Genomic DNA, 23,297 nt, shown 5'->3' on the forward strand with positions numbered 1-23,297 from the left:
TTTAATACTTGTTTTACTAATTTTTTTATCTAAAAATTCGCCTGTTGTATTTTCTGTTGATGATAATTTTAAAATGTACAGCGAAACTTAATATAAATTCTAAACTGACTTCTTACTCAATAAAAGAGCGAAAAAGCCTGGGACAAAAATCACTTTGGATTTTTGTTCCAGGCTCAAAACCTGATAAATGGCGGGAACAGAACCAATTCCTTCGAAAATAAACGGCTCTGTTCTGACCTCCTTCACTTCATATATGATTCTCTTTCCCTTCCAAAAATTATCCTTCTTAAATGATCTATGGCGTAGTCGGATAATTTTGGACTGTCGTTTGATTGCCATTTTGACTAAACAAGCTAGTTGATTGTGCATTTTTTTGTTTTTCTACTTCTAAGACTTTGTTTTTTTCAAAAGCCACATCATAGTTGTAGTCCTTTGGTTGCACTTCTTGGAATCCTTGTGGTTTATAAAAACGTAAAAGGTTTTCCTGATTTAATTTGTCAGATAAACTTAACGATTTTTTCACCCAATCGTTATCTTTCGTGACTTCTGCTTTTAAATCTGCTGGAACTTGGTCTAATTTTTTTCCTTGATTATTGTAGATTTCCCCACCTAGATAAGAAAATTGAGGCGTTACAAAATCGCCATTTCTAAAAGGAACCACTTGTTTATATTGAGGAGATAAAAGGTCCGTGCCAAAATGGATATAATTTTTATCATCGACACCTAAAAGATGGTACAGTGTCGGTAAAACGTCAATTTCCCCACCATATTCGTGCATGATTTTCCCTTGCGTATAGCCTGGCATGTAAAACATCAAAGGTACTCTTTGCAATTGCGCATTGTCATAGTTTGTCCACGTTTTTGGATCGCGGTTGAAAGCTTTACATAAGTCCTTGTTGTTTGCATCTGAAATACCGAAGTGGTCACCATAAATAACAAAAATAGAATGATTGTATAAACTTGTTGTTTGCAAGTAATGGAAAAATTGTTCTAGCGATTGATCCAAATAGTGCGCTGTTCGAACATAATCATCCACAATCGAATTGCCTGTGTTCAATTTAGGAAACGGGAAGTTTTGGTCATCCGTGTAATAAGGGGTATGATTGGTCACAGTTAAAAACTTCGCATAGAATGGCTGCTGTAAATGCTCAAGCTCACTAGCTGATTCACGCAACAATTGTTTATCTAAAATACCGTAACCTAGCATTTTGTCATCTTTTGAAAAATATGACCGATCAAAAAAGTATTGATAACCTAAGTTTTTATACACATGGTCCCGATTCCAAAAACTCCCCACATTCCCATGGAAAACAGCGGTTGTATAGCCTTTTTGTCCTAAAACAGCGGGAGCCGCTTCGAAAGTATTGTCTGATCCTAATTGTGTAAAAAGAGAGCCTTGCGGGAGCCCGAATGTTCCTGTTTCTAACATGTTCTCCGCATCACTCGTTTTTCCTTGCCCTACTTCATGAAAGAAATTATCAAAACTGATTGTCGCTTTGTTTTGATAGAGCTGATTTAAAAACGGTGTAACCTCTTGGCCTTGGACTTTCATATTAATCAAAAATTGTTGAAAACTTTCTAAATGAATCACAAATACATTTTTTCCTTTGGCAATCCCGGCATACTGCGGATTAAGCGGTAAATTGTTTTGCTTGGTAAATTTCATGATTTCAGGTAATTCGTTTGAACTAGCTTCTGCTCTTACCTCATTTGACATGGCTGTTTTGACACCATCGATGGCTGTGAATGCATCCAAGCCAAGATATTTTACAATATAATTACGATCAAAAATTCTTTGAAGCAATTGAGGACGATCGGTTTCGCTTAAAAATAAGTTAACCGAAAAGAGCAAGACACTTAAACAACTAATTGAGATCGCCAATCTTCTGTTGATAGGTTTGGTCACAAAGACTTGATGATTCCGTCGCTGTTTAAAAGAGTAAAATACCAAAACGAGCAGCACTAAAGTATCTAGCCAATAAAAGACATCGTGGACTCTCATTAAAGCAAGTAAATCACCAGAAATCCCTTCTGAAACTTTTGAAAAGCCAAAAACAGATTGGATGGTAATAAAGTCAGTGAATTCACGATAAAAAATAATATTCAAATATAAAATTAATGTATTTAAAACATTTAAAAGAGTTAAGCTAAGCATAAATGTTTTATGCTTTTTAAAATACAAACTAAAACCAAATAATAACAGCGTAGTAGCAACTGGATTGAACCATAAAATTTCTCGCTGGAGACTGCCCTTAACGCCCAATGAGAAATCTAGGTAATACGCCAGAATCGTTTTTGCCCAAAAGAGTAAAACAAAAAATAAAAAGAGTCCTAATCGGTTATTTATTTTTTTCATCTAAGTTTGTCTTCCTTTCCCTTCAAAAAAATCTTGATTTGTTAAAAATAAAACCTAACTCTGCGCAATGACTTTTTCGCTAGCGGAGAATTGGATAAATAACTTAAAAAGATAATCGCAATGGCGCAACATCCAAATAAAAGCCATACGTTTGTAAAAGGTGTTCGAGTAAGCGAACTAGTAATAGGCTTTGTAATTAAAAGACTTGGTAGCGCAACCCCTAAAGAATTGCCAATTTGCTTACATGTCACCGCAATGGCTGCTGCCGTTCCTGACTGAGAAAGTGGCATTCCTTCAATCGCTGTAATGGTAATCGGCGAATTTAACATCCCAAACCCAATGCCTAAAAAGATATAAATAACAAATAAAATAATCATAGGCGTTGTTTTAGTTACAAATAATTGTAAAAAGCTAACAGCCAACATTGAAATACCACAAAGCATAATAGGACGTTTCGTCCCTATTCTCCCTACCATTTCGCCGGCTCTCGGGGCAACAAGAAAACTAACAAAAGCCAAAGGAATGGTTGATAAGCCAGCTTCCAACGGGCTGAAGCCTCTCATCTCTTGCAAATATAGCGTGTTTAAAAATAAATAGCCGTTATATATGATAAAGCCAAAAATAGCTAAAAAAGAAGCCGATGTAAATGGAATAGATAAAAAGAAACGCGGGTTGATTAACGGATTGTCAATGTTATATTCATAAATAAAGAAAATAACAATGGCTAAGCAGCCGATTATCCCAGTACTTAAAATATCTGGCGCGAAAAGCCCTTTTCTAGGTAGTCCGATAATGGAATAGATAGAACTAAATAGAAAAAGAATCATCAATGCTTGACCAACAAAATCATTTTTCACCGTCTTCTCTACTTTTGACTCAGGTACAAACTTTTGTGTAAGGATGATTGCCGCAGCAATGATCGGTACATTTACAAAAAAGACATACCGCCAGCTAAAATAAGAAACAATCAGTCCGCCAATAATCGGGCCCATTCCTAAGGAAATCCCTGTAACAGAGCCCCACAAGCCAATTGCTTTCGCTCGTTCTAACTTTTCGGTAAATACCTGTGTAATAATAGACATTGCTACCGGATTTAACATAGAACCACCAATCCCTTGCAACATGCGAAACGCGATCAATTGCCCTGGGGTTTGCGAAATCCCACATAGGAAAGACGCTAAACCAAAACAGGCTAAGCCCAATTGAAGAACTCGTTTACGGCCAATTCGGTCTGCTGTAGACCCAGATAACAATAATAAGGATGCTACCATTAAAGTGTACCCATCTGTTACCCACTGTAATGTAGACAGATTCGTGTGAAAATCACTTTGAATGGATGGTAACGCCACATTGACAACCGTAACATCCATGGTCACTACAAACAAACTCATGCAACAAGTATACAAAATAACTTTTTTTCTATCGATCATAAAAACAGTCCTTTCTAGCAACTACATAAAACAGGAAAAGCAACAATGACACTTAAACTTCTAACGACACGGTTATCGCAAGTACTCACGTATCAACAGCTCTTTATATTCCTTGCCATTTAGTTATTTTATACTTAAAAAAGTAAATCTTTAGATAGCCAAACTATACACCAGAACCCCTTTAAATTGAACCGTAATAGATACGATTTATTGATTCTTAAGTTATTAAATAATTGAACATTCCGTTCAGAAATATCGAACAGTCCCATAATTGAGCATCTCTTTTAAACAATGAACAACAAAAATAGCCTTATCCGCAGCAGAAGTAAATCTAAGCGAATAAAGCTATTTTTGGTAACTATTCCAAAGTAATTTTAATGGCTAAGTCTCTAGCAACTTTTGTAAAGTTGCCTTGATTTGACCAGGTTGGACAAAAACCGAACTGGAAACATTTCGGTATAAATAAAATTTTTGTTTTCGTTCAATCGGTAAAAAGAAGAGTTTAGAATCAATTTCCTGCAGTTGTTCTTTCCGAAGAGAGATCACCGCATAAACTCCTTTACTTTTTTCAATGAGACGAGTAAGCATCAACGTATCGTAGCAACAAACAAGCGGACTTGTTAATTGCAACATTTCTAGCACACTCTTGGTAGCTTCTAAATGATCTAAGTGATGAGGCAAAAATAGAAATGGATAGTTGGTCAAACAGGTGAAGCCTTCTTCCTCAATTTCTTGTTTAATTTCTCTTGAAACACAAAGATACATTTTTAGTTCAATTAATTGTTCTTTCTTTAAAACTGGACTATTCACATCTGCAGAAGTAATCACAAAATCCAACTCATGATTCTCCAATTTATTCAATAACTCAAACGATGAACCATGGTAACATTCCCAAAAACGATTCAGTTGATCCTCATTTTCTGTCACTTTATACATCAAGGACGTATTTCCAAAACCTAAACGCATCACTGGATTCTCAATCATTTCATGCAAATTAAGTTTCATTTTCTTGGCCTCGTTTAAAATGATATATACAGATTGGACGATTTTATCACCATAGGAATTTAACGTCAAAGAATTCCCGTTACGGTCAAAAAGTAAATGGCCCAATTCACTTTCCAAATCTTTTAATGACGCACTTAAGGTTGATTTACTAACATGAAGTTCAGAGGCTGCTTTGGAAATACTATTATATTTTGCAATGGTATAAAAATATTCTAATTTTTCAATAGTCATCTTTTGTCATCCCTTTTATTCAAATTCAATTGCCCACGCAACCTGTTCAAAACACGCCTCACTCTTTATCAATAGCGTAGTTATTTTTGCTCTAATAAGCTATGTCCATCTTGTTATTTTTCTATAACTAATAGCAGATGAATATGAAAGTGCCTTTGGTAAAACTTTTTCTCGGAAATAGCATGAACATTCACAACAAATTCAGCTTATTAAAAAAGGCGTCTAGCTTTTTCTATTTTACGCAAATTTACTTAAGAAATTCCATTTCAATTCTTTTCTAAAAAAGGTAAGATGGACACAACAAATGTTTCAGTTTCCATGCCCATTTACTTTAAGGTTCAGCGTTATCTACTAAGTATGAAGAATGTCAAAGAAAGGTTAGGTACTCCCAATGAAAATCAACTATTTAGGTACGGGTGCAGCAGAACGGATTCCAGGAATTTTTTGTAATTGTAAATTATGTAAGTACGCTCGAGAGAAAAAAGGACGAGAAATTCGTACACAAACTCAATTAATTATTGATGATGTCCTGCTGATTGATTTTCCAGGGGATTCTTATTTACACTTGTTGCAGTATGACTTGTGTTTTGCAGACTTTGACTCTTTACTAATCTCTCATTGGCATTCCGATCATTTTTACGGCGAGGATTTGGCTTATCGAATGTCTGGTTATGCATTAGATATTCCCAATCGTTTAACTGTTTACGGAAATGAAGCAGTTAAGACGTTTTATCAGCGCGCCTTTGATTTAGAAGGTCGTCAAGACGATACCCGATTACAGTATCAGGTTATTCAGCCCTACAAATGTTTTACTATTGCGAACTATACGATTTATCCCCTTCCTGCACAACATGGAAATTTCAGTGAAGATTGTTTTATTTTCGTTATAGACGATGGTAAAGATGCTTTTTTATCCACCCATGATACAGGTTACTTTACGTCAGAAATGTTTGAATATCTTGAAAAGAGCCACTTACTTCTTAGTATTGTTTCTTTAGATTGTACTAGTCAAACAAACGAAACTGGCAATAGTCATATGAATTGGGAAGAAAATTTAAAATTAATTGCAGAATTAAAAGAAAGAAAACTCGTCACAGATAAAACGATTTACGTTGCCAACCATTTTTCTCACAATGGCGGCTTGTCTTATGCGGAGATGGGGGCTTTATCTCAAAAGCATGAAATCATTACGAGTTATGATGGTTTAGAAATACTAACTTAATCGGATTATTTGCCTTCTTTTCAGCACTATTATATGCTTTTAACCGATAATTACAAGGTACTTTTATCGTAACTTACACTATCTTAAAAAACAAAAATACTCGAGATTTCCCGTGATTCTGGAAATTCCGAGTATTTTTATGGTTCTTTACGCTGCTGGCACAGCGGATAAACGTTTATTTTCTTCTTCATTCACTCGATTAACAATAAAGTTATAATTCACTTCATTTAGTCTTTGACCATGATTTCCTGTTTGCTTAATGCCACCATTGGAATGAACACCAACTACTTCAAACTGATCATTATAGATTGGTGAACCAGATTGACCACCGGTTGTATCGATATCATAAAATAGTAATGGATTTTCTAAGTCTGTAAAGTTAGATGTAAACAAATCATTTTCATGAGACCATTGCGTGTGGTTTTTCTCACCTGGATAGCCTGATATTGTGACATGGGTATCTGAAGATTCAAACTTTTTCAAAACAAATGGCGTTAAAATTTCTCCCAACTCTGGGCCATCTGGACGATCGTTTTGTTTGCTGACAGTCACTACCGCAATATCCGCATTCGGGGAAAAAGCTACATCAATCACTTTGAATTTACCAAATGGTGTCGCACTGCCATCTCGACCTGGATAAAACCAAGCATCATCTTTGGCATTCGGATTTAATACTTTGGCATTCTTAAAACTTTCAGCCACATGATTATTGGTGACAATTGTATTAGTTCCAACAACAAAGCCTGTTCCTAAAGAAATATAGCCTGGTTTACTGGCAGGGGAAATGATTCTTCCGATTGACGCAAAAGGCGCTTCGGTTGTATCTGCCACTTCTTGTCTTCTGTCTTCAGGGTCCAGTAACGATCTTTTTTGTCGTGAATGACTTTCGGCAGGAACGATATACTCTTCTGCATTTGCAGACAAGCTAAAACCGGCTATCAAAGTTACTAAAATCAGAAACAAAAAACCAGCACTAATTTTTCGTATGGAGAACTTTTTCATAAGATTATGCCACTCCTTATCCATTTTTATTTAATTGGGGAATTTTTTTCATTCATTGACCAGAACAGATTCACTTGGTTGGTTTACTTGAATATCCTCTTTAGCTCCGATTCCAGCAGAGTTAAAGGCTGCTGACACCACTGAAGCTGCTTCATCGCCATATTGAACTTTTGCAGCAGCAAGCATCGCATCACGAGCATCACTGAATTGTGCTTTAGGTGTTAAGTAATTTACTAACGAGCTGTAGAAAATAGTCTGTGCTTTTTCAATGCCTAAGTTCTGGATAATGGTGTAACCAATCCGATTAATAATTCCACTATTATAATGAACACCGCCTTGATCATAATAAGGCGTTCCTTTATACCGTGCTCGATCGTCGTATTGAGCCATGGTTTCTGGTTGTCCGTGTTTACTTGGCGTTTGTAAATTTCGAATACCTGTTTTTCGGTCAACACTCTGAGTATCCGCACCAATTTCTGGATTAGATGCACCCGAAATAATATAACCCATCAAATCAGAATAAGATTCATTCAAGGCACCTGATTGTCCTAAATATTCTAAACCGGCAGTATGTTCCGTCACACCATGTGTCATTTCATGACCAACTACATCTAAAGAGGAAGCATACGTTTTTCCTGTTGGTGTACTTGTTTCACCATAACGCATTGCTTTTCCATCCCAAAAAGCATTGTCATAAGCATCTGGATGTTGTTCATCAACAACTGACAAGATGGGCATCCCTCGATCATCAATACTGTGTCGTTGGAAATGATCTTCATAATATGTTTTTACAAATTTTCCATGCGTATAGGCGTCAACAGCATTCTGATTTAATGCTGCTAGTGATGGTGCTTGAATAATAGAATAATTATTTTTGCCATCAACTACTGCATGGTAAACCCCTGTGTTATCCGTTCCGTGTAAAGCAATTCCCGTATTGCTTTTTTCAACTGGTACATTAAACGTTACTTGAAAAGAGTTTTTTAACGTTACTTCACTACCGACATGTTCCGTTAAATCTTGTTTTTCCATAATTGTTCCATCTGTAGCGTTCACTTTATAAACCAATGATACGGGGTCACCAGTTGGTGAAGAAGTTACTCTGACTTTATAAAATAATTGCCCTTCATTATTTACACGTTTGTCAATAGCTAAAAAGACAATATCTTTAGTTTCTGGATTATCAGAAGCAATAATTTTTTTAACTCCTTCTTCACCGATTGCATCAACCGATTGAATTTTCACTACTTGATCAACTGGATTTCCTGTAACACTTGTTACTGCACCATTTTTATCTAAATGAATAATCACATTATCTGAATCAACAGTAACGCCTTCCGTTTGCTTTTCTAACTTAAGATGCTTCATCCCCCACGCGTCTTCTTTTCGATCTACAACCGTATATTGTTCAGCAGCTGCCTCAGAAATTGCCTCCTTTTCCAACTTCGATAAAACTGTTGAAACTTCACTTTCTGAATAAACTTGTTCTTCTGCGGCTACAAAAAGTGAAGAAAATAGACATGAACTTCCAACAAAGATGCCTGTACCTAAAATGTATAAAATTTTATTTCCCTTCATCAAACAATTAACTCCTTCCCCAGTTTCCTTTTATTTCTTTTCCCAACAAAAGTATTGCTTTATCCTCCCTAATTTTTCCCGTTAAACGACCGCCCCTTTCCCTGCGTAAATATTTGTTGCTATTTTCATTATAGACAACTACCTAACCGGCACTATCTAAATTCCTTAATCAGCCGACATTTTTCCCTGTATTGCCCCTCATAACTCAATACCATAGCAAAAAAGTTGTTAACAAATTCATTCGTTAACAACTTTTTTACTGTTATGATTTTTTTCAATAATTAAATGTTGAGTAACCGATCCTTCATTGAAGGACGTTTGCAAGTCAAATTGATCTGAAAAATCAACAATTTCTTTTACATATAACAATCCCCAACCGTGCTCTTCTGGGTTACTTTTAGAACTAAATTTGGTTTTCTTCATAACCCTAAAATCAAATTCGGCTTGGACACTATTTGTTATCACAAACTCTTGTGTTTCATTTTTATTGAAAATTGAGATAGCGAACATTTTCAATTCTGATTTTGCACTGTTTTCAATCGCGTTATCTAATAGAATAGCCAACAAACGAATCACAACCACTAAGTCGATTGATGTATCGAGAATAAATACTTCTGGCACATCAACAATCACTTTTAGTTTTGCTTGCTTTGCGGTATTAATTTTCATACTTATGAGTGCCTTAAGTTCCATATTTTTCAAACGATTTAACTTCATAAGTTCAAATTCTTCATTATCAATAATTTTTTTGGTTGGTGCAATCGTTTCTTCATAAATTCTTTTGATTTCCAGAATATCTTCGTATGAAATAGCAATTTGTAAACTATACAATAAATTTTTATAATCATGACGAAACATCGCTAGCTCTTCGTTAATGGATTCTATTTTTTCAGTATAAATCGTTAAATTATTCAATAATTGAGTGTTGATACGTTGTTCTTCCAAATAAGCTTCAATGACTAAGCCAATCAGAATTAAAAATAAACCTACACTTATTAATAACTCCAATTTAGAACTATTTACCGTGACAAATCCTCGCATAAAGTCAGGTGAAATCTCTGGCGAAATCAAAAACACAAAAAGTAACAACAGAATCAACAATAAAAGTAAACAACCAAAAAAAATTCGACTATTTTCTAACACACGATTTAATCTTAAAAAAACACTATTGGGAATTTTTAAAGCAATCCAGATATTTATAAGCAACAGAAGAACATTTGAGGCAATCCATAATAATTTATTTTGATAAATCTGTTGAAAAAAAACACTTAAAATCGTTTGCTCCGTGTAATTGATAAACGAAACCATAAGCAATGTAAAAACGGATAAAAATATCGCTTTAAAAATTGAGAACCTCTTTTTGTGAATGAGTAAAAATCCTGTAAAAATAACGACTGTCAGCGCATAAATCAACCAAGAGTAGCCCAACATTAATGCCGCAAACGAACAAAGATTAATGACAATAAGCAATGAAAGTAACGGTATTTTACATTCAATCTTGATCAATGTTACTCGTAAAAAGACAAAAACGATAAAGCTAGATACAAGCAAAACGTTAGTAGCTAATAACGACAAAATCATTTTTCAATATTCTTTTTAGGTTTTTCAGTTTGTCCCATCCATTGTCCAAATATATTGGGCGAATTTTGATTTAATCTAGGCTTAGTTCCCACACCATCACTGACTTTTGCAACTCTTTTTTCAATAACATTTTTAATTATTTTTTTACCAAATTTCATAAAAACACTTCCTTCAATTAAATTTTTTGTTACAGGGAGTATCATCAGACCTTGGATGACGAGACCGTAGAGTATTACTGAAGCAATCTTTTCTTTGACAAACAGACTACATAAAATAAGTAAACACACCCTTATAAGGCTTTGCTTTTTGAGCACGTTTAAATCAGATGGCTGAACAGGTTCGATTGCTGTTCCTTGTGGCGCATACCAATAAAATAATACGACTAAGAGGCAAATCAATAAAATTTTATAAATAAACGGTAAGCTCACAGAAGAATTTTTCAATACAAATGGTATGGCAACATAGATAACAATGCTTTCTAGACGACAGAGCCATTTGGTTTTTGCATGCCAGCCACCTGCGACAGGCCGTAAAAAAATCAGTACGACGTATACAATAAAGGTTTCGCTTAACGTCCCAAATAAAACTGATAAAATCAGAATCATCAGAAAATTAAATAAGCCAGAAAAATAAACGGTTAGATAATACTTTGTCCATTGTGTTTTTCCTGATTGATCTTCCTGATCCATATCCATAATATTTTTTAGAATCCAATCGATTAGCATATCGCCCTCCTCTTCAAGTATTGCACTAAATTATAACGAATATAGCGACTAATAGATAGATAATTCCTTAATTAGTCATTATCCCTCCCTAAGTAAGAAATAGTGCCTTGACCTGAGTATAATATCTTCTTGAGACTGGTACTTCCGTTCCGTCTCTCATAGTTAAAAGATGCGTTTTATAATTTAATTTTGACGCATATTTTTTATTGATGATGATTGATTGATGGACTCTAATCAAATCTGGATGCAGTTGTTCAATTTTTGATAACGTTCCATAAAATTCTCTTTTAAAATTTTTACCAACCATTGATACACGATGATCGTATTCCGTTTGAAAGAAATAAATATCATTAATATCCATTTTTATAGAAGACGCTTTTAAGTTAATGATAATATATTCACTTTTTGTCTTTATATTTTCTTTTTGTTGAATATATGCATCGACACATGTTTCGACCTCTTTTTGGAAATCTAGAAAATCCACGTTCTTTTGAATAAATTGAAGAGCTGAAACCATATATTTGTAGGAAGTTAAAACTAATTCTGTGTGAGTAGAAATAAATACAATCAGACTTTCACTGTCTGTTTTTCTGATTTCTTTAGCAACCTCAAATCCTGCCTGGATATGATTGTTCATTTGAATATCTAGGAAAAAGATATTTAGTTGGGCGTCCTGGTGTGCCACTTGTAATAATTCATCTGAACGTGAAAATAAATGGATTGTTTCATTATAAATATTTCTTGAATGTAGGATATTTGTTAACAATGCTTCTAACGCTTTTGCTTGAATAATTTGGTCTTCTAATATATAAATAGCCATTTGTTCACTCATCCCTTTCTCAAGAAGATATAAAATTACACAACAAAAGACAAATGATTATAATGTTCAATCAATTTATACACCAATAAAAGAGATAAAAAATTGATTGTCTGTTAGTATATTCACATAAATTTAGTATAGCGATTTCAGTAGTTTCCTGCAAACAAAAACATAAAATAACAAAGGATCAAGAAAGAGTACTTTGGACTATTCATCTTTTTCTAACGAATCATGAGGACGATTGTCTCTTCGTTGATGAAAAACAAAGAATCAACCGCCAAACTGTTCTTGTCATTTTATACATGACAAAATCAATTCATTGGTCGATTCTGGTTATTTTAATTTGTTAGTTCACACATGGATCATTGTGCTAACTTTTTACTTAAACATCCACACTTCTTCCTGTTGAATGAGTCGCTTAAGCGCCAATGTAGGTCACGCCACTACTATAAGCAATTGCATTAGGTAAGACACGATACGAAATCGTTTGATCATTGATGACATTGCTTTCAGAAATAATGATTCCATCAGAAGTGACCGCTTCAACAAAAGCAACATGTCCATATTGATTATCTGCGCCAGCAACTCCTGGTTGGAAACTAATCGCACGACCAGCTTTAGGCAATGAACTAACTTGATAGCCTAATGCACGTCCTTTTCTTCCCCAGTCACTGCCATTTCCCATAAATTCATCCACAGAAGTGCCCAACTGTTTGAAACGATTATAGACATACCACGTACATTGGCCCACGGGATAGCTACCACTCCGATTATAATTGATCCCATCATAGACTGGAAAATGCATTTGTTGCTGTTCCGCTTCCGACAGCTCATTTTTAGATTGGATAATCAAACCGTCCACTGTTTTTGGTAAATCAAATTGCGTTAAGTTATAAACCGCAATTAACGAATTTAATTTATTATCGTATTGCTTGTCTGTTGCATATTTACCTGTTAAAAAACGCGTTGCTTGAAGGTAGTTTTTGGCTTCCGAACGCCACGCTGGTTTATAAAAATCTTGATTTCCGTCAATCCCTTGTCGGAGTAATTGAACATAATCTTGCAGTGAGTCATTATAGCCACCGTAATCGCGAAACCCAGCGGAAATTGTATAAAGTTGGCCCCTCTGATCAGCCTCTTTTGTTGAAAAGCTGACACTATTTCCTTGGAACGAACCTTTCACGCCAAAGAGATTATAATAAGGTTCTTTGGCTAGTTGACTTTCGCCAGAGCCACTTTCTAAAATAGCCTGAGCTATCATCACTGATGCAAAAACATCGTATTTTTCGCCAAGTTCTCTGGCTGTCTCACCAATTTTTTTAATAAACGCTGTGGCTTGTTCTGACTTCTGCATTTCAAATGACGCACCATATGTTGCTAAAACTTCTTTGCCATACTCCGTTAATGTGAACTCCTTAAAAGGATTAGTCACTACCAAGCGTTTTTCCTCTTTTGAGTCTGGTTGTTGTTTGGCAGTATAGATATTCTCTAACTGAGCGATTACTTCTGGTTCCTCCTTAGAATCCGCTTCCGCTGCGGCAATTAAATATTTTCCTTGGCCAAGATAAACACCATTTTGAAGCGTTTTTCCTTCAGCTGTTTGCCAAAAAATCAGATCACCAGGTTCTGCCTCCTCTATAGAACGAACTTTACCAAATGTCATTTGTTCTTGCGGCGTACTGCCAATGTCTATTTTAAATAATTGTTGGTAAACTTTTTGGGCAAGGAAACTACTGGTCAATGCTTGCTCCGTCAAATTAAATTCTTTTTTTGTTTTCCCAACGTGTCTTAATGCTTCAGCCACCACAACTGCCCGTTTCTTTTCGCCAAAAGACGACAACAGTGGAAGTTCGTAGCCTTTTAAATTTGAAGAAGCTATTTCATCTACTTTGAGGGACGGATTTAACGATACAGCCTGATTTTCTTCAACAACGTTATTGGTGGCTTCAGGAACTTGAATAGGTTCTTCGGGTTCTTGCTTGGTCACAGGAACTTGTGGTGGTTGAACTTGTGGTGGTTGAACTTGTGTTGGTTGCGATTGTTCAACAGGCTGCGTGATTTCTGATGATACCGTTGACTCTGTAGGTTCTTTTTTTGTTTCAGAACTAGTATTTGTGGTTGTCGTTTCTGTCGTTGAATGACTCGTTGATTCGGTAGTCGTATCGGTAGAACTACTTGATTCAGATGACGAACTACTAGTGGACGTTGTCGATGTAGCAACAGTTGTTTCGGTTGTTTCGGTTGTTTCAATTACTTTTTCTTCCGAAGTAATTGTCGTTGCTGAGGACAGAGCTGTTTGTAGCGAGCTACTTGGTAATTCTGCAGCCAACGTAACAACTGGAGCGACTTCCAAACTCAGAAGAACGAGAATACTTGTTAAAACAAGTAGTTGATTCTTGATTTTCTTTCTTTTCATTCGTAAAAATCCTCTCCTATTACTTACTTGCGCATTTGCACACTGTTTTTGTACAAATGCGCCTTGTAAGTTAATGATACGCTAATTTTGCTCTTTTTTATTTTTGAAGAATAATTTTCCTAAACCAATACTTACTATCAATAGAAAACCACTGATTGACCAGATTGGCGAAACAACTTCATTTGCTTTTGGCAAAGTACCAGAAGTGGTGGTTTTCGTTGTCGTTCCACCTGTTGCTGTGCCCTTTCCTGGGCTGGTTACACCACCAGTCCCGCTAACCGTGCTATGATTTCCATTGTTGCCTGTAGAGTTGCTACTGATTGGCTCTTCTGCCATTGCTTCAATGGCTTGTGCTAAAATACTTAAACATTTGTCCACAGCTTCTTGCGTCGCATTTGGGTCCTCAACAAGTGCTTTTGCTTGTTTAATTGCTTCAGCTAAAGCTTCTTGCGATGCTTTTGTAAATTGTTTTCCTGCTTTAGGTTTCAAGGTTTCTGCTTTTTGAAGCAGTTCTCTCAACTTTGTTTTATCCGCTTGAAGGACTTGTTCCTCTAAACTATCCAAAGCAGTTTTTACATTTTTTTCAGCAGTATCAATTTGTTCTTGCCGAGCATTTTTATCAGCTAAAATCCCTTCCGCTTGGTCAATTGCTTCAGTTAAGCGCGCTTTAGACTCGCTGGTAAATTCTTTTCCGGCAGATGGTTTGATTGCTTTTGCTTTGGCTATCATTGCCTCTAAGGCTTTTTTATCTGTAACTAACGCTTCTTCTTGTAACCCATCGATGGCACTAGTTAATTCAGCAACCGCTTCATCAATCATTTTTTGATTAGCTGCTGGGTTTTCCAATGTGTTTTTAGCTGCTAAAAGCGCTTTTTGTAAATCTTGTAACGAGGAGGCAGTAAATTGGTGCCCTTCACTTGGAGTGACTTGCTGCGCTCGTTTGACAACTTCTTGTAATTGGTCTTTATTTACAAGGGGTACTTCTTTTAATTGAGCCATTGCAGTTTCCAATGCGTTTAGAGCCGCTGAGACTTCTTCTTTTGTCGCCGTTTCTTTCGCTACGATTGCTTCAGCCGCTTGAATTGCTTCTTGCAATTGTTTTTCTGTTTCTTTTGTAAATTGGTATCCTTCTTCCGGCTTTCTTCCTCGGGCTTGAGCGATTTGCTCTTTTAAGGTTTCCTTATCAACGGCGACGGGTTGTTCTTTTAATTGTGCAATTGCTTCACGCAATGTTTTAGTCGCTTGGTCTATTTCTTCTTGGGTAACTTTTTCTTGAGCAAATACTTTTTGAGCTGCTGCTAATGAGTCTTCGAGAACTTTTTTAGTTTCTTCGGTGAATTCTTGCCCATCACTTGGTTTCTTCGCCAGCCCCTCTTGAATTGCTTTTTCTAAATCAGCTTTATTCGCTACATCAGGCATTTTTTCCAACTGACTTGCAGCCTTTTCTAGGTTTTCCACAGCAGCAGAAACGTCTGTCTGTGTGGCTTGTTCATTGGCTAGAACAGCTACTGCCTCATCTAAGACTGGTTTAAAAATTGCCCAAGTTTCAGGCGTATATTCTTTTTCGACACGTGCTTGATTTAGCGTAATTAGCGCTTGTAATAACTCTTTATCTACTAGCTCTGTGGGCTTCACTGTTACAGAAAAATCTGAAAGTGTGGCTTGTTGGAATCCTTGGCCTACTAATAAGCCTTGACTCATATCAAATTGTAATGGCTGCTCAACAGTTGTCGCACGTTTTACGCGAGTTGTTTCTTTTACTTTAACTTTAAAGGTAACTAAGTCCATTGAACCATTTAACAATTGTTTATTTCCTTGATTACTAAGAACTAAATATAGATTCTCCACATCATTTGAATGTTTCCGATATTTAGAATAATTTTCCATTTGTTTTGTATTATTCGTGGTTGCAGGCTGACCGACAAGTTCAAATTTGCTAGAATCAAAGGACATTTTTGTGCTTAACGCATTAATGTTTTTTAAGTCTTGACCTTTAAGTGTAAAGGTTAATGTATCGCCAGGAAGATAGGTATCCTTGCCATTTTCATTAACCACAGCAAGGGATAAACCGCCCGCAATTTCTTCGACATCAGGTATCTCAATCCCACCATCTAATTGTCGTAAAACATAACTGATATCATAAGCATCAATTACCCCATTTTTATTTAAATCACCTTTTTCAACATAGCCATTAAAGTCACTGTCCACCGATTCTAAGCCTGTATAGTTTCGATAACTCATTGCATCATTTTCATCAATCGTTCCATCGTTAGTAATGTCTCCATGTAAGATTCCTTCTGATCCTGGTTGTTTGTAAAAGAGCATCTCACGACCAGAGCCAAAATTACCCACCGATTTTAATACCTTCATTTCAACAAAACGATACGCTTGGTCCTTCGTTTCAATGGTTTTTGTCAAAGCATCTTGCTTCCAGTTAATAGGTTCTGAAAACTCTGTCCAATTAGCTCCATCTTTCGACGTCCGATACTGGAGCTGCAAAATATTTCCGTTGCCGGCATTGTCTCTTGGCAAGTATTCAATTTTATCCATTTGATACTCCGCACCAAGATCAAATTTTAAAGTCAAGAAATTTCCATCACTTGGATTAGCGATGCCGGTTGACCAGTTCGTATGCCAACCTGTACTTAAATCTTTATCTGTTAATTTCTTCAATTCTGCGCCTGGTTGTTCTGGTAAATTACTTGTTGCTTTGACTTGATTAATTGTTTCTTTATAGGGATCATCTTGTGTTTTTCCTTTAATCGGTTCACTCCATTCAGAGACCCCGTTTTTTCCAACAGCTCGAACTCGAAAAGTATGTTCGCTTAGGAAGGAAAATCCATCAAATGTTGCTGTATTCGTTTGAATATTTCCGAAAACAGTCCCGTCACGCTCTACTTCATAACTTGTTGCCTCAGTTACTTGATCCCATTGAAGAGTCAAAGAAGATGGCGTTGTTTTTTCTTCATTGATTGCGACATTTGCCGGAATAGTTAACTGGTCATCGACCGTTGTATTTCCTCCGTCAACCGTTCCTTTATTAATGAAACCTTTGACAGTTATTTGAACATCTTTGGCGGTCACAGATTGTTTCGCTAGTTTTACTGATAACGCTGATTGGTTCAGTTTTTCTCCTGAAGCTTCAGAAAGATACTGATTCACTTGGAATTCTTTATCAAAATAATATAGATTTGTGCCAGCTAAAAATTCTTCTTTATTAGCTGCTTGTTTCAAGGTTACTTCTGTCCCCCCCACCATTGCTGTTACGCTTTCGGGCGCTTCTGAAGCTAGCAAATCAAGCGTGGTGCTTCGTTCATCAACAAAGTCTTTATAACTTCCTTTTGTCGGTTCGATAGTAACGGTCAGATCCCCTTTTTCGTTTGATTTAGGGCCTTGACTATTTATTTTAGTCGTAGCTGATTGCCCAGCTTCATAACTAGTTGAAATTCCGTCATCTTCATACATATTAAAAGAAGTGGTGCCATTTGGATAAATCAAGAAAGATCGTTGATCTCGTTGGATTTCCTTTGGATTGTTGTTTGGATTCGTCATTGGGATAATACTGCCATCTTTGACGAAAACGGGCACCTTCCACAGCGGTGTTTTTACTCCATTTAAGACACGGCCACCTTGATATTTTTCGCCTGTAAATAAGTCAACCCAGACTTGTTTTTCATCTGGTAAGTAGATTCCATCACGGATTGAATTTCCTGCCTCATCTTGATTGCCATTATAAATTGGGGCAACGAGTAAATTGGGTCCCCACATATATTGGTATTGAGAATCTTTTGTATATGCTGTTCCTTCATTAGGAAATTCTAAAGCCATGGCCCGTACCATTGGTAGTCCATCAACTGATTCCTTGGCAATACTGTAGTTATAAGGCATCATCATTGATTTTAATTTTAGATACGCTCGGTTCAAATCTGTGGCTTCTTGATCAAAAGCAAATGGCGTTTTTGGATTGGAGCCCCAGCCGTCCATATTTAGCTGCACTGGTGTAAAAGTTTTCCATTGGAAATCACGTATGTTGACCTCTTTATTTTTTCCACCAAAAATTCCATCCATATCTGAACCGACATTTGGTTGTCCAGACAACGAAGTCCCGATATATGTTGGGATATGGAAGCGAATATATTCCCATTGACCACCCGTTTGATCGCCTGTCCAAATACCAGCGTGCCGTTGGGTTCCGGCCCAACCATCTAATGAAACAATCATCGGACGAACTGCGCCGTCTGTTTCTTTTACAAAAACATTCGCGGCATCTTCTACACCATTTAAGCCAAAGGAATACCCATACCCGACCCACGCCACGTCAGTTTTGAGAGCTTTAACACCAGCGACACTAACTTCTTTCGCAATATCCCGTTCTCCTTTTTTAGGATTTTTAGGATCCGCTGGATGGAGATTAGATTGAGTCCACAGCCCCACTTCAACACCATTGGCTTGAGCATACTCTGTAAATTCTTTTAAGTTTTGTACATCGCCGTCCAATGAATCTGTTTGGCCATAGCCAGCACCGTAGCCGTCATTTGGCAAGAACCACCCTAACGGCATATCGTTTTTCTTATATCGATCAATAACTGCGCGTGCAGAAAATTGATAATTCTCTTTTTCTCCATTTAAAGATTCTAGCGTGCCATTTAAGTTTCCTAGATCGCCTGGTTGGTATTCTTTGTAAAAATTACCATCTTCAAACTTAACTGCTCCCGCGGTTCCTTCTGCTACTTTCACCCAATAGTCCCGATTATACGCGTTTAAATGCGCTTCATAGAACCCGTATTCTGGCATCAAAGCTGGTTTCCCGGTTAATTCATAGTAATCTTTTAAAATACCTGCTGAGGAATCATTAAAGAAATAAAAAGCATCAAAATCTGTTCCTTCGTGCGTTGTTGTGGTTGTTTGTGGATCATGACTGCCAAAATCATAGTTGCCAGGTTTCCATGTATTTCGAACAACGCCATACCCTGCAGTTGACCAATAAAATGGGTTAGGCGATGCTACTCCGCCATCTACCCAATTGTTCGTATTGACAATCTGGATAGCTGTTCCTTTATGCGTAAATCGACCATTTTGAGTTCCTCCGCCAAAATAATTTTCTTGACTACTTTGTTTTAACGTTTGTGTAGCTTTATCATTTTTAAAGGATAGCGGAGCGGTTTCTTCTAAAATAACTTGATTCTTTTTCTTGTCTAGAACCTTCATTAAAGCGCTTTCTTTTCCGAACATAATTTTTAAACCATTATTTTCTAGAATAAATTGGTTTCCTGAATCTGTGACGTTCGTTTGCTCAAAGGCTTGTGTACCATAGTCGGCCATTGTTTTAGCCGTAATTTTCGCAACATGCTTTGGATCATTTGGCGTTGGATATTCTTCAAATTTACCAGTTGGATCTAGATGATAGCGAAAAAGATGGTCGTTTAAAATACTAATTTGTGCTTTTTTTCCAGAAGCATACGTAATGACAAAGTTTTTCTCCGCTTTTTCAATCGACACAATTGCTCCGACTGACGTTGCTGAATCAGCTACGTCTTCTTTTGCTGTTTGCTCTTGCGCATCAACCACTTGAGAATCCATCGTAACAAACGAATGGAACGCCAATACAGACGAACTCACTAATAAAAATGTCAACCAGTGCTTTTTACCGTAAATTTTTTTACCCTGATACTCTTTGTTCATTTTTTCCTCCTTAAAATTGCTCCCCATAGAATAGTTCCGACACAATTACTCACAAAATCCAAAACCCAACAAAGTTTTATCCAGATGAAAAGTCATAACGATTTTCTTAGTTTACTGAGACTGTTAGAAAGTCAGTTTCAGTAACCCCTCCATAAACACATCCTTTCAATAAATTATTAAATGAAAACAATCTATTTTCATCTTATATAAAAATTTTAGTACAGAATCACAATTTCCCGATGAATGCGTTTTCATTTGTTGACTACCAATTTTTCACTTTTTTAATAACATAATTATCGTATGATGGTTTTTTTGTGTTTGTCAACGGTTAATTATAGTAGCCACCATTAACAAGTATTAACCCTTGATAAACCTGTTAATTCACTTATAATGATGATTTTATTGCGAAAATATCTACATCAGAAAAAGAAAGACTTTTTCAAAAATCTAATACCTGTTACTCAAATTTAGTCTATTTAAAAATAATCAACACCCTCCTGCTCGGCAAGAGGGTGTTGATTACTCGTTTTTTAGTGATTGATTTGACTTGCTGGTGTGAAAAGCAAACTAATGATGATGCCAACTATCAGTACCGCTAGCAATATAAAAATTAACTTTCCAAACCGGTGATAGGGATTGATCGAAAGCCCAATCCCATAAACTTTCGGAACCCACAAAGGAGGCGTTGGATTATCTTTTTGATCTTTATAGGCTATCTTTAAAATCTGCCACGCAAAATACAACAATGGTAAAACCATAATTACCCCAACTATACCTAGCCATTTTGCTAATAAGTCACTAGTATGCAAAAGACTGATTGTCAGAATTGGTACAAACAAAAGAATAAAGCTAATTGTGGCTCCCACTTGTGCTTGTTTAAGCAGTCGTCTCTCACGGAGAGTAAGATTCGCAAACATTCTATCCATCCTTTCATGGTTTTCAGATTAAATCAACGAATCACTAAAAAACTAAATTAACTGCGAAAATCAATGACCATTCGCCCGCGAATTTTTCCTTGTTCCATTTCTTCAAAAATAGCATTAATTTCTTCTGGTTGGCGTGTTTGACAAACAGGAACAACTTTTCCTTCTGCACCGAATTGGAAAGCTTCGCTTAAATCTTGACGGGTTCCAACTAACGATCCGACTACGTGAATGCCATCAAGAACAAGACGTGGAATAGATAAATCCATTGTCTCAACAGGCAATCCAACGGCGACAACCGTTCCTCCCGCACGGACTGCATCGACTGCGCCATTAAATGCTGATTTAGCTACCGCAGTAACTACTGCTGCATGGACACCGCCAATTTCTTTTTGAAGTTGTGCAGCAAAATCAGGATCTTTAACTGGATTAATTAAAAGATCAGCACCCATTTCTTTCGCAAAAGCTAACTGATCATCATTCACATCAACAGCTACTACTTTGGCATTAAAGACATGCTTGGCATATTGTAAAGCTAGATTACCTAGCCCACCTAATCCTGAAATCATTAGCCATTGACCTGGACGAATCCCAGATTCTTTTATCGCTTTGTAAGTTGTTACCCCTGCACAAGTAATAGAGGAAGCTGGCTCTGATGCTAAATTTTCTGGCACTTTCACCGCATAACCGTCTGTGACGATGCATTCTTCGGCCATGGCACCATCAACTGTATATCCAGCATTTTTTACTGAACGACAAAGCGTTTCTCGACCAGAAGTACAATATTCGCAATGCCCGCAGCCTTCATAAAACCATGCAACAGATGCACGATCACCAATTTTTAAACTAGTAACGTCTTTTCCAACCTCCGTCACAATCCCAATTCCTTCGTGACCTAAGGTACAACCGCTAACATCGCCAAAATCTGCATTCTTAACGTGTAAATCCGTATGACAGACACCACAGACTTCCATTTTCAACCGCGCTTCATTATCTTTCAATGGACGCGATTCTTTTTCAACAATTTTTGTTGTTTTTCCTTTTGCTGCGACAATTGCTTTATACATGGTTCTTTCCTCCTTGTTTCTATTGTGAATCATTGAACAATAATAGTATAATACTACTTTCCAAAATAAGGAACACCAATGACTTGCGTAAATTAACACTAATTTGACAATTTATCCTTGCTAGACAGCTATTCTTCCCTTATGTCATAGATAATTCATACTAGCATGATTTTTTCTGCATAATTGTCAACTATTTTAAAGGCAGGTTTTACAACCTCATTTTCCCCTTCTTTTTTCCTAAGATATAGCAGACGGTACCTAAAATAACTAGAATTAAAAAGGCCATGAGGTACTTAAGCCAGTGAAGGTTTTTGGCTTTATGATCAACAGAACGCTTATTATACTGATCAGCTTGCTTCTTGTTTATCGTGAAATCTTTTGAGAACGTCCAGTTCCCCTCATGGTTTTTCAACTTAATGGTATAGGTATAGTGTCCAGGTTTAAACGAATCTTTCAGTAAAATAGGCAGGTCAAACCTTGTGTTTGGTGCAAAACTCAGATTATTTTTCTTTTCGTGAATGATCGTTTTGTTTGTTCCTTTTTCTTTAACAAAAAAATCTCCTTCGACTTTTGACAATAACTTCCGCTGTGGATTTTTAATTTCCATCGAAACAGTATTGTGGCGGTTAATTTGCCCAATTTTAACAGAACCACTTTCCAATTTTGCAGGTATGGTCTCTGCTGTTTCATTCACCCGAATAGCAATCGTATGCATATAAACATTTTGAATCCCACCCTTGCTTTGGTCCCCAGCTATCTCTACAGGTCGAATCGTCACTCCACCTAATAAAATTCCTGAGAATAACTTTTCTGGCATCGTTATTTGAAAATCAATCGTTTGTGATTGTTTACCAGGAACACTAATGTCCTTCCTATTGGGACTAATCAAATCACTAAGTACCAAACTCATCGATGGATCTTTTTCAAAGCTACTTTTTGTATAGTCAACTATCCCATTACTATTTGTTGTTGCTGTATTTACCTGAACTTTAAATTTTTGAGGGTTCGGCGTAGTATTGGTTATCGTTAATTTGAATGTATCTTTTTGTTTCGGAGTTAATGTCATATCAAAAAAATTACTGGTTTTGTTATTTTGAGTTGCTCCGAAAACGGGTGTGACTGTATACGCATTCGCATTGTCAATTGTTGCTGAACTATTGGTATTAGACGGCTCTGCCCAGGCACGCATCGCTCCACCTAAACAGAGAATAGTCAATATAAAAAGTATCTTTAAAATTCTTTTCAATTTATCTGCCTCG

General features: G+C 36.5%; 14 protein-coding genes. 1 reads left to right on the forward strand and 13 read right to left on the reverse strand.

From position 1 onward, the window contains the following. Positions 1-295: 295 nt before the first annotated feature. The 3 genes from IGL37_RS07640 to IGL37_RS07650 form a co-directional block, all read right to left on the reverse strand. Positions 296-2,356: an LTA synthase family protein gene (locus tag IGL37_RS07640; protein WP_002361977.1), complete on the reverse strand. Its 2,061-nt coding sequence runs from the start codon at positions 2,354-2,356 to the stop codon at positions 296-298. A gap of 41 nt (positions 2,357-2,397) precedes the next feature. Beyond that, positions 2,398-3,786, reverse strand: a complete 1,389-nt coding sequence (locus IGL37_RS07645) for an MFS transporter (protein WP_010707478.1) — start codon at positions 3,784-3,786, stop codon at positions 2,398-2,400. Between the two features lie 381 nt (positions 3,787-4,167). Continuing rightward, positions 4,168-5,022 carry a LysR family transcriptional regulator gene (locus tag IGL37_RS07650; protein ID WP_002357233.1) on the reverse strand — a complete coding sequence of 285 codons (855 nt, stop codon included), beginning with the start codon at positions 5,020-5,022 and terminating at the stop codon, positions 4,168-4,170. 391 nt (positions 5,023-5,413) lie between these two features. Here IGL37_RS07650 and IGL37_RS07655 point away from each other — a divergent pair, with 391 nt between their 5' ends. Then, complete coding sequence (locus tag IGL37_RS07655; protein WP_033786297.1) at positions 5,414-6,244, forward strand: MBL fold metallo-hydrolase; 831 nt, start codon at positions 5,414-5,416, stop codon at positions 6,242-6,244. A gap of 147 nt (positions 6,245-6,391) precedes the next feature. Here the strand turns inward: IGL37_RS07655 and sprE are convergent, their stop codons facing one another. The 10 genes from sprE to IGL37_RS07705 all read right to left on the reverse strand — a co-directional run bounded on the left by sprE (position 6,392) and on the right by IGL37_RS07705 (position 23,227). After that, a complete protein-coding gene (gene sprE, locus IGL37_RS07660) occupies positions 6,392-7,246 on the reverse strand; it encodes a serine proteinase SprE (protein ID WP_080265888.1) in 855 nt (284 codons plus the stop codon). 48 nt (positions 7,247-7,294) lie between these two features. After that, the gene (gelE, locus tag IGL37_RS07665) at positions 7,295-8,827 is read right to left on the reverse strand and encodes a M4 family metallopeptidase coccolysin (RefSeq protein WP_080296899.1); all 1,533 of its coding nucleotides are present in this window, start codon (positions 8,825-8,827) and stop codon (positions 7,295-7,297) included. 234 nt (positions 8,828-9,061) lie between these two features. After that, a complete protein-coding gene (fsrC, locus tag IGL37_RS07670; protein ID WP_002392317.1) occupies positions 9,062-10,405 on the reverse strand; it encodes a sensor histidine kinase FsrC in 1,344 nt (447 codons plus the stop codon). Further along, complete coding sequence (locus tag IGL37_RS07675) at positions 10,402-11,130, reverse strand: accessory gene regulator AgrB (RefSeq protein WP_002377181.1); 729 nt, start codon at positions 11,128-11,130, stop codon at positions 10,402-10,404. Before IGL37_RS07675 ends, fsrC begins: the two co-directional genes overlap by 4 nt. 88 nt (positions 11,131-11,218) lie before the next feature. After that, positions 11,219-11,950, reverse strand: a complete 732-nt coding sequence (gene fsrA / locus IGL37_RS07680) for a response regulator FsrA (protein ID WP_078126945.1) — start codon at positions 11,948-11,950, stop codon at positions 11,219-11,221. Between the two features lie 418 nt (positions 11,951-12,368). After that, the gene (locus IGL37_RS07685) at positions 12,369-14,366 is read right to left on the reverse strand and encodes an amidase domain-containing protein (RefSeq protein ID WP_033917910.1); all 1,998 of its coding nucleotides are present in this window, start codon (positions 14,364-14,366) and stop codon (positions 12,369-12,371) included. 81 nt (positions 14,367-14,447) lie between these two features. Further along, complete coding sequence (locus IGL37_RS07690) at positions 14,448-20,075, reverse strand: TIM-barrel domain-containing protein (protein WP_033917909.1); 5,628 nt, start codon at positions 20,073-20,075, stop codon at positions 14,448-14,450. A gap of 503 nt (positions 20,076-20,578) precedes the next feature. Further along, entirely contained in the window at positions 20,579-20,974 is a 396-nt protein-coding gene (locus IGL37_RS07695) for a hypothetical protein (RefSeq protein ID WP_002410573.1), read from the reverse strand. Between the two features lie 47 nt (positions 20,975-21,021). Beyond that, complete coding sequence (adhP, locus tag IGL37_RS07700) at positions 21,022-22,038, reverse strand: alcohol dehydrogenase AdhP (protein ID WP_010707468.1); 1,017 nt, start codon at positions 22,036-22,038, stop codon at positions 21,022-21,024. Positions 22,039-22,246: 208 nt separating this feature from the next. After that, positions 22,247-23,227 carry a DUF916 and DUF3324 domain-containing protein gene (locus IGL37_RS07705; protein WP_002415521.1) on the reverse strand — a complete coding sequence of 327 codons (981 nt, stop codon included), beginning with the start codon at positions 23,225-23,227 and terminating at the stop codon, positions 22,247-22,249. Between the last annotated feature and the right edge of the window lie 70 nt (positions 23,228-23,297).

The organism is Enterococcus sp. AZ119, assembly GCF_050546175.1.
GTDB classification, from domain to species: domain Bacteria; phylum Bacillota; class Bacilli; order Lactobacillales; family Enterococcaceae; genus Enterococcus; species Enterococcus faecalis.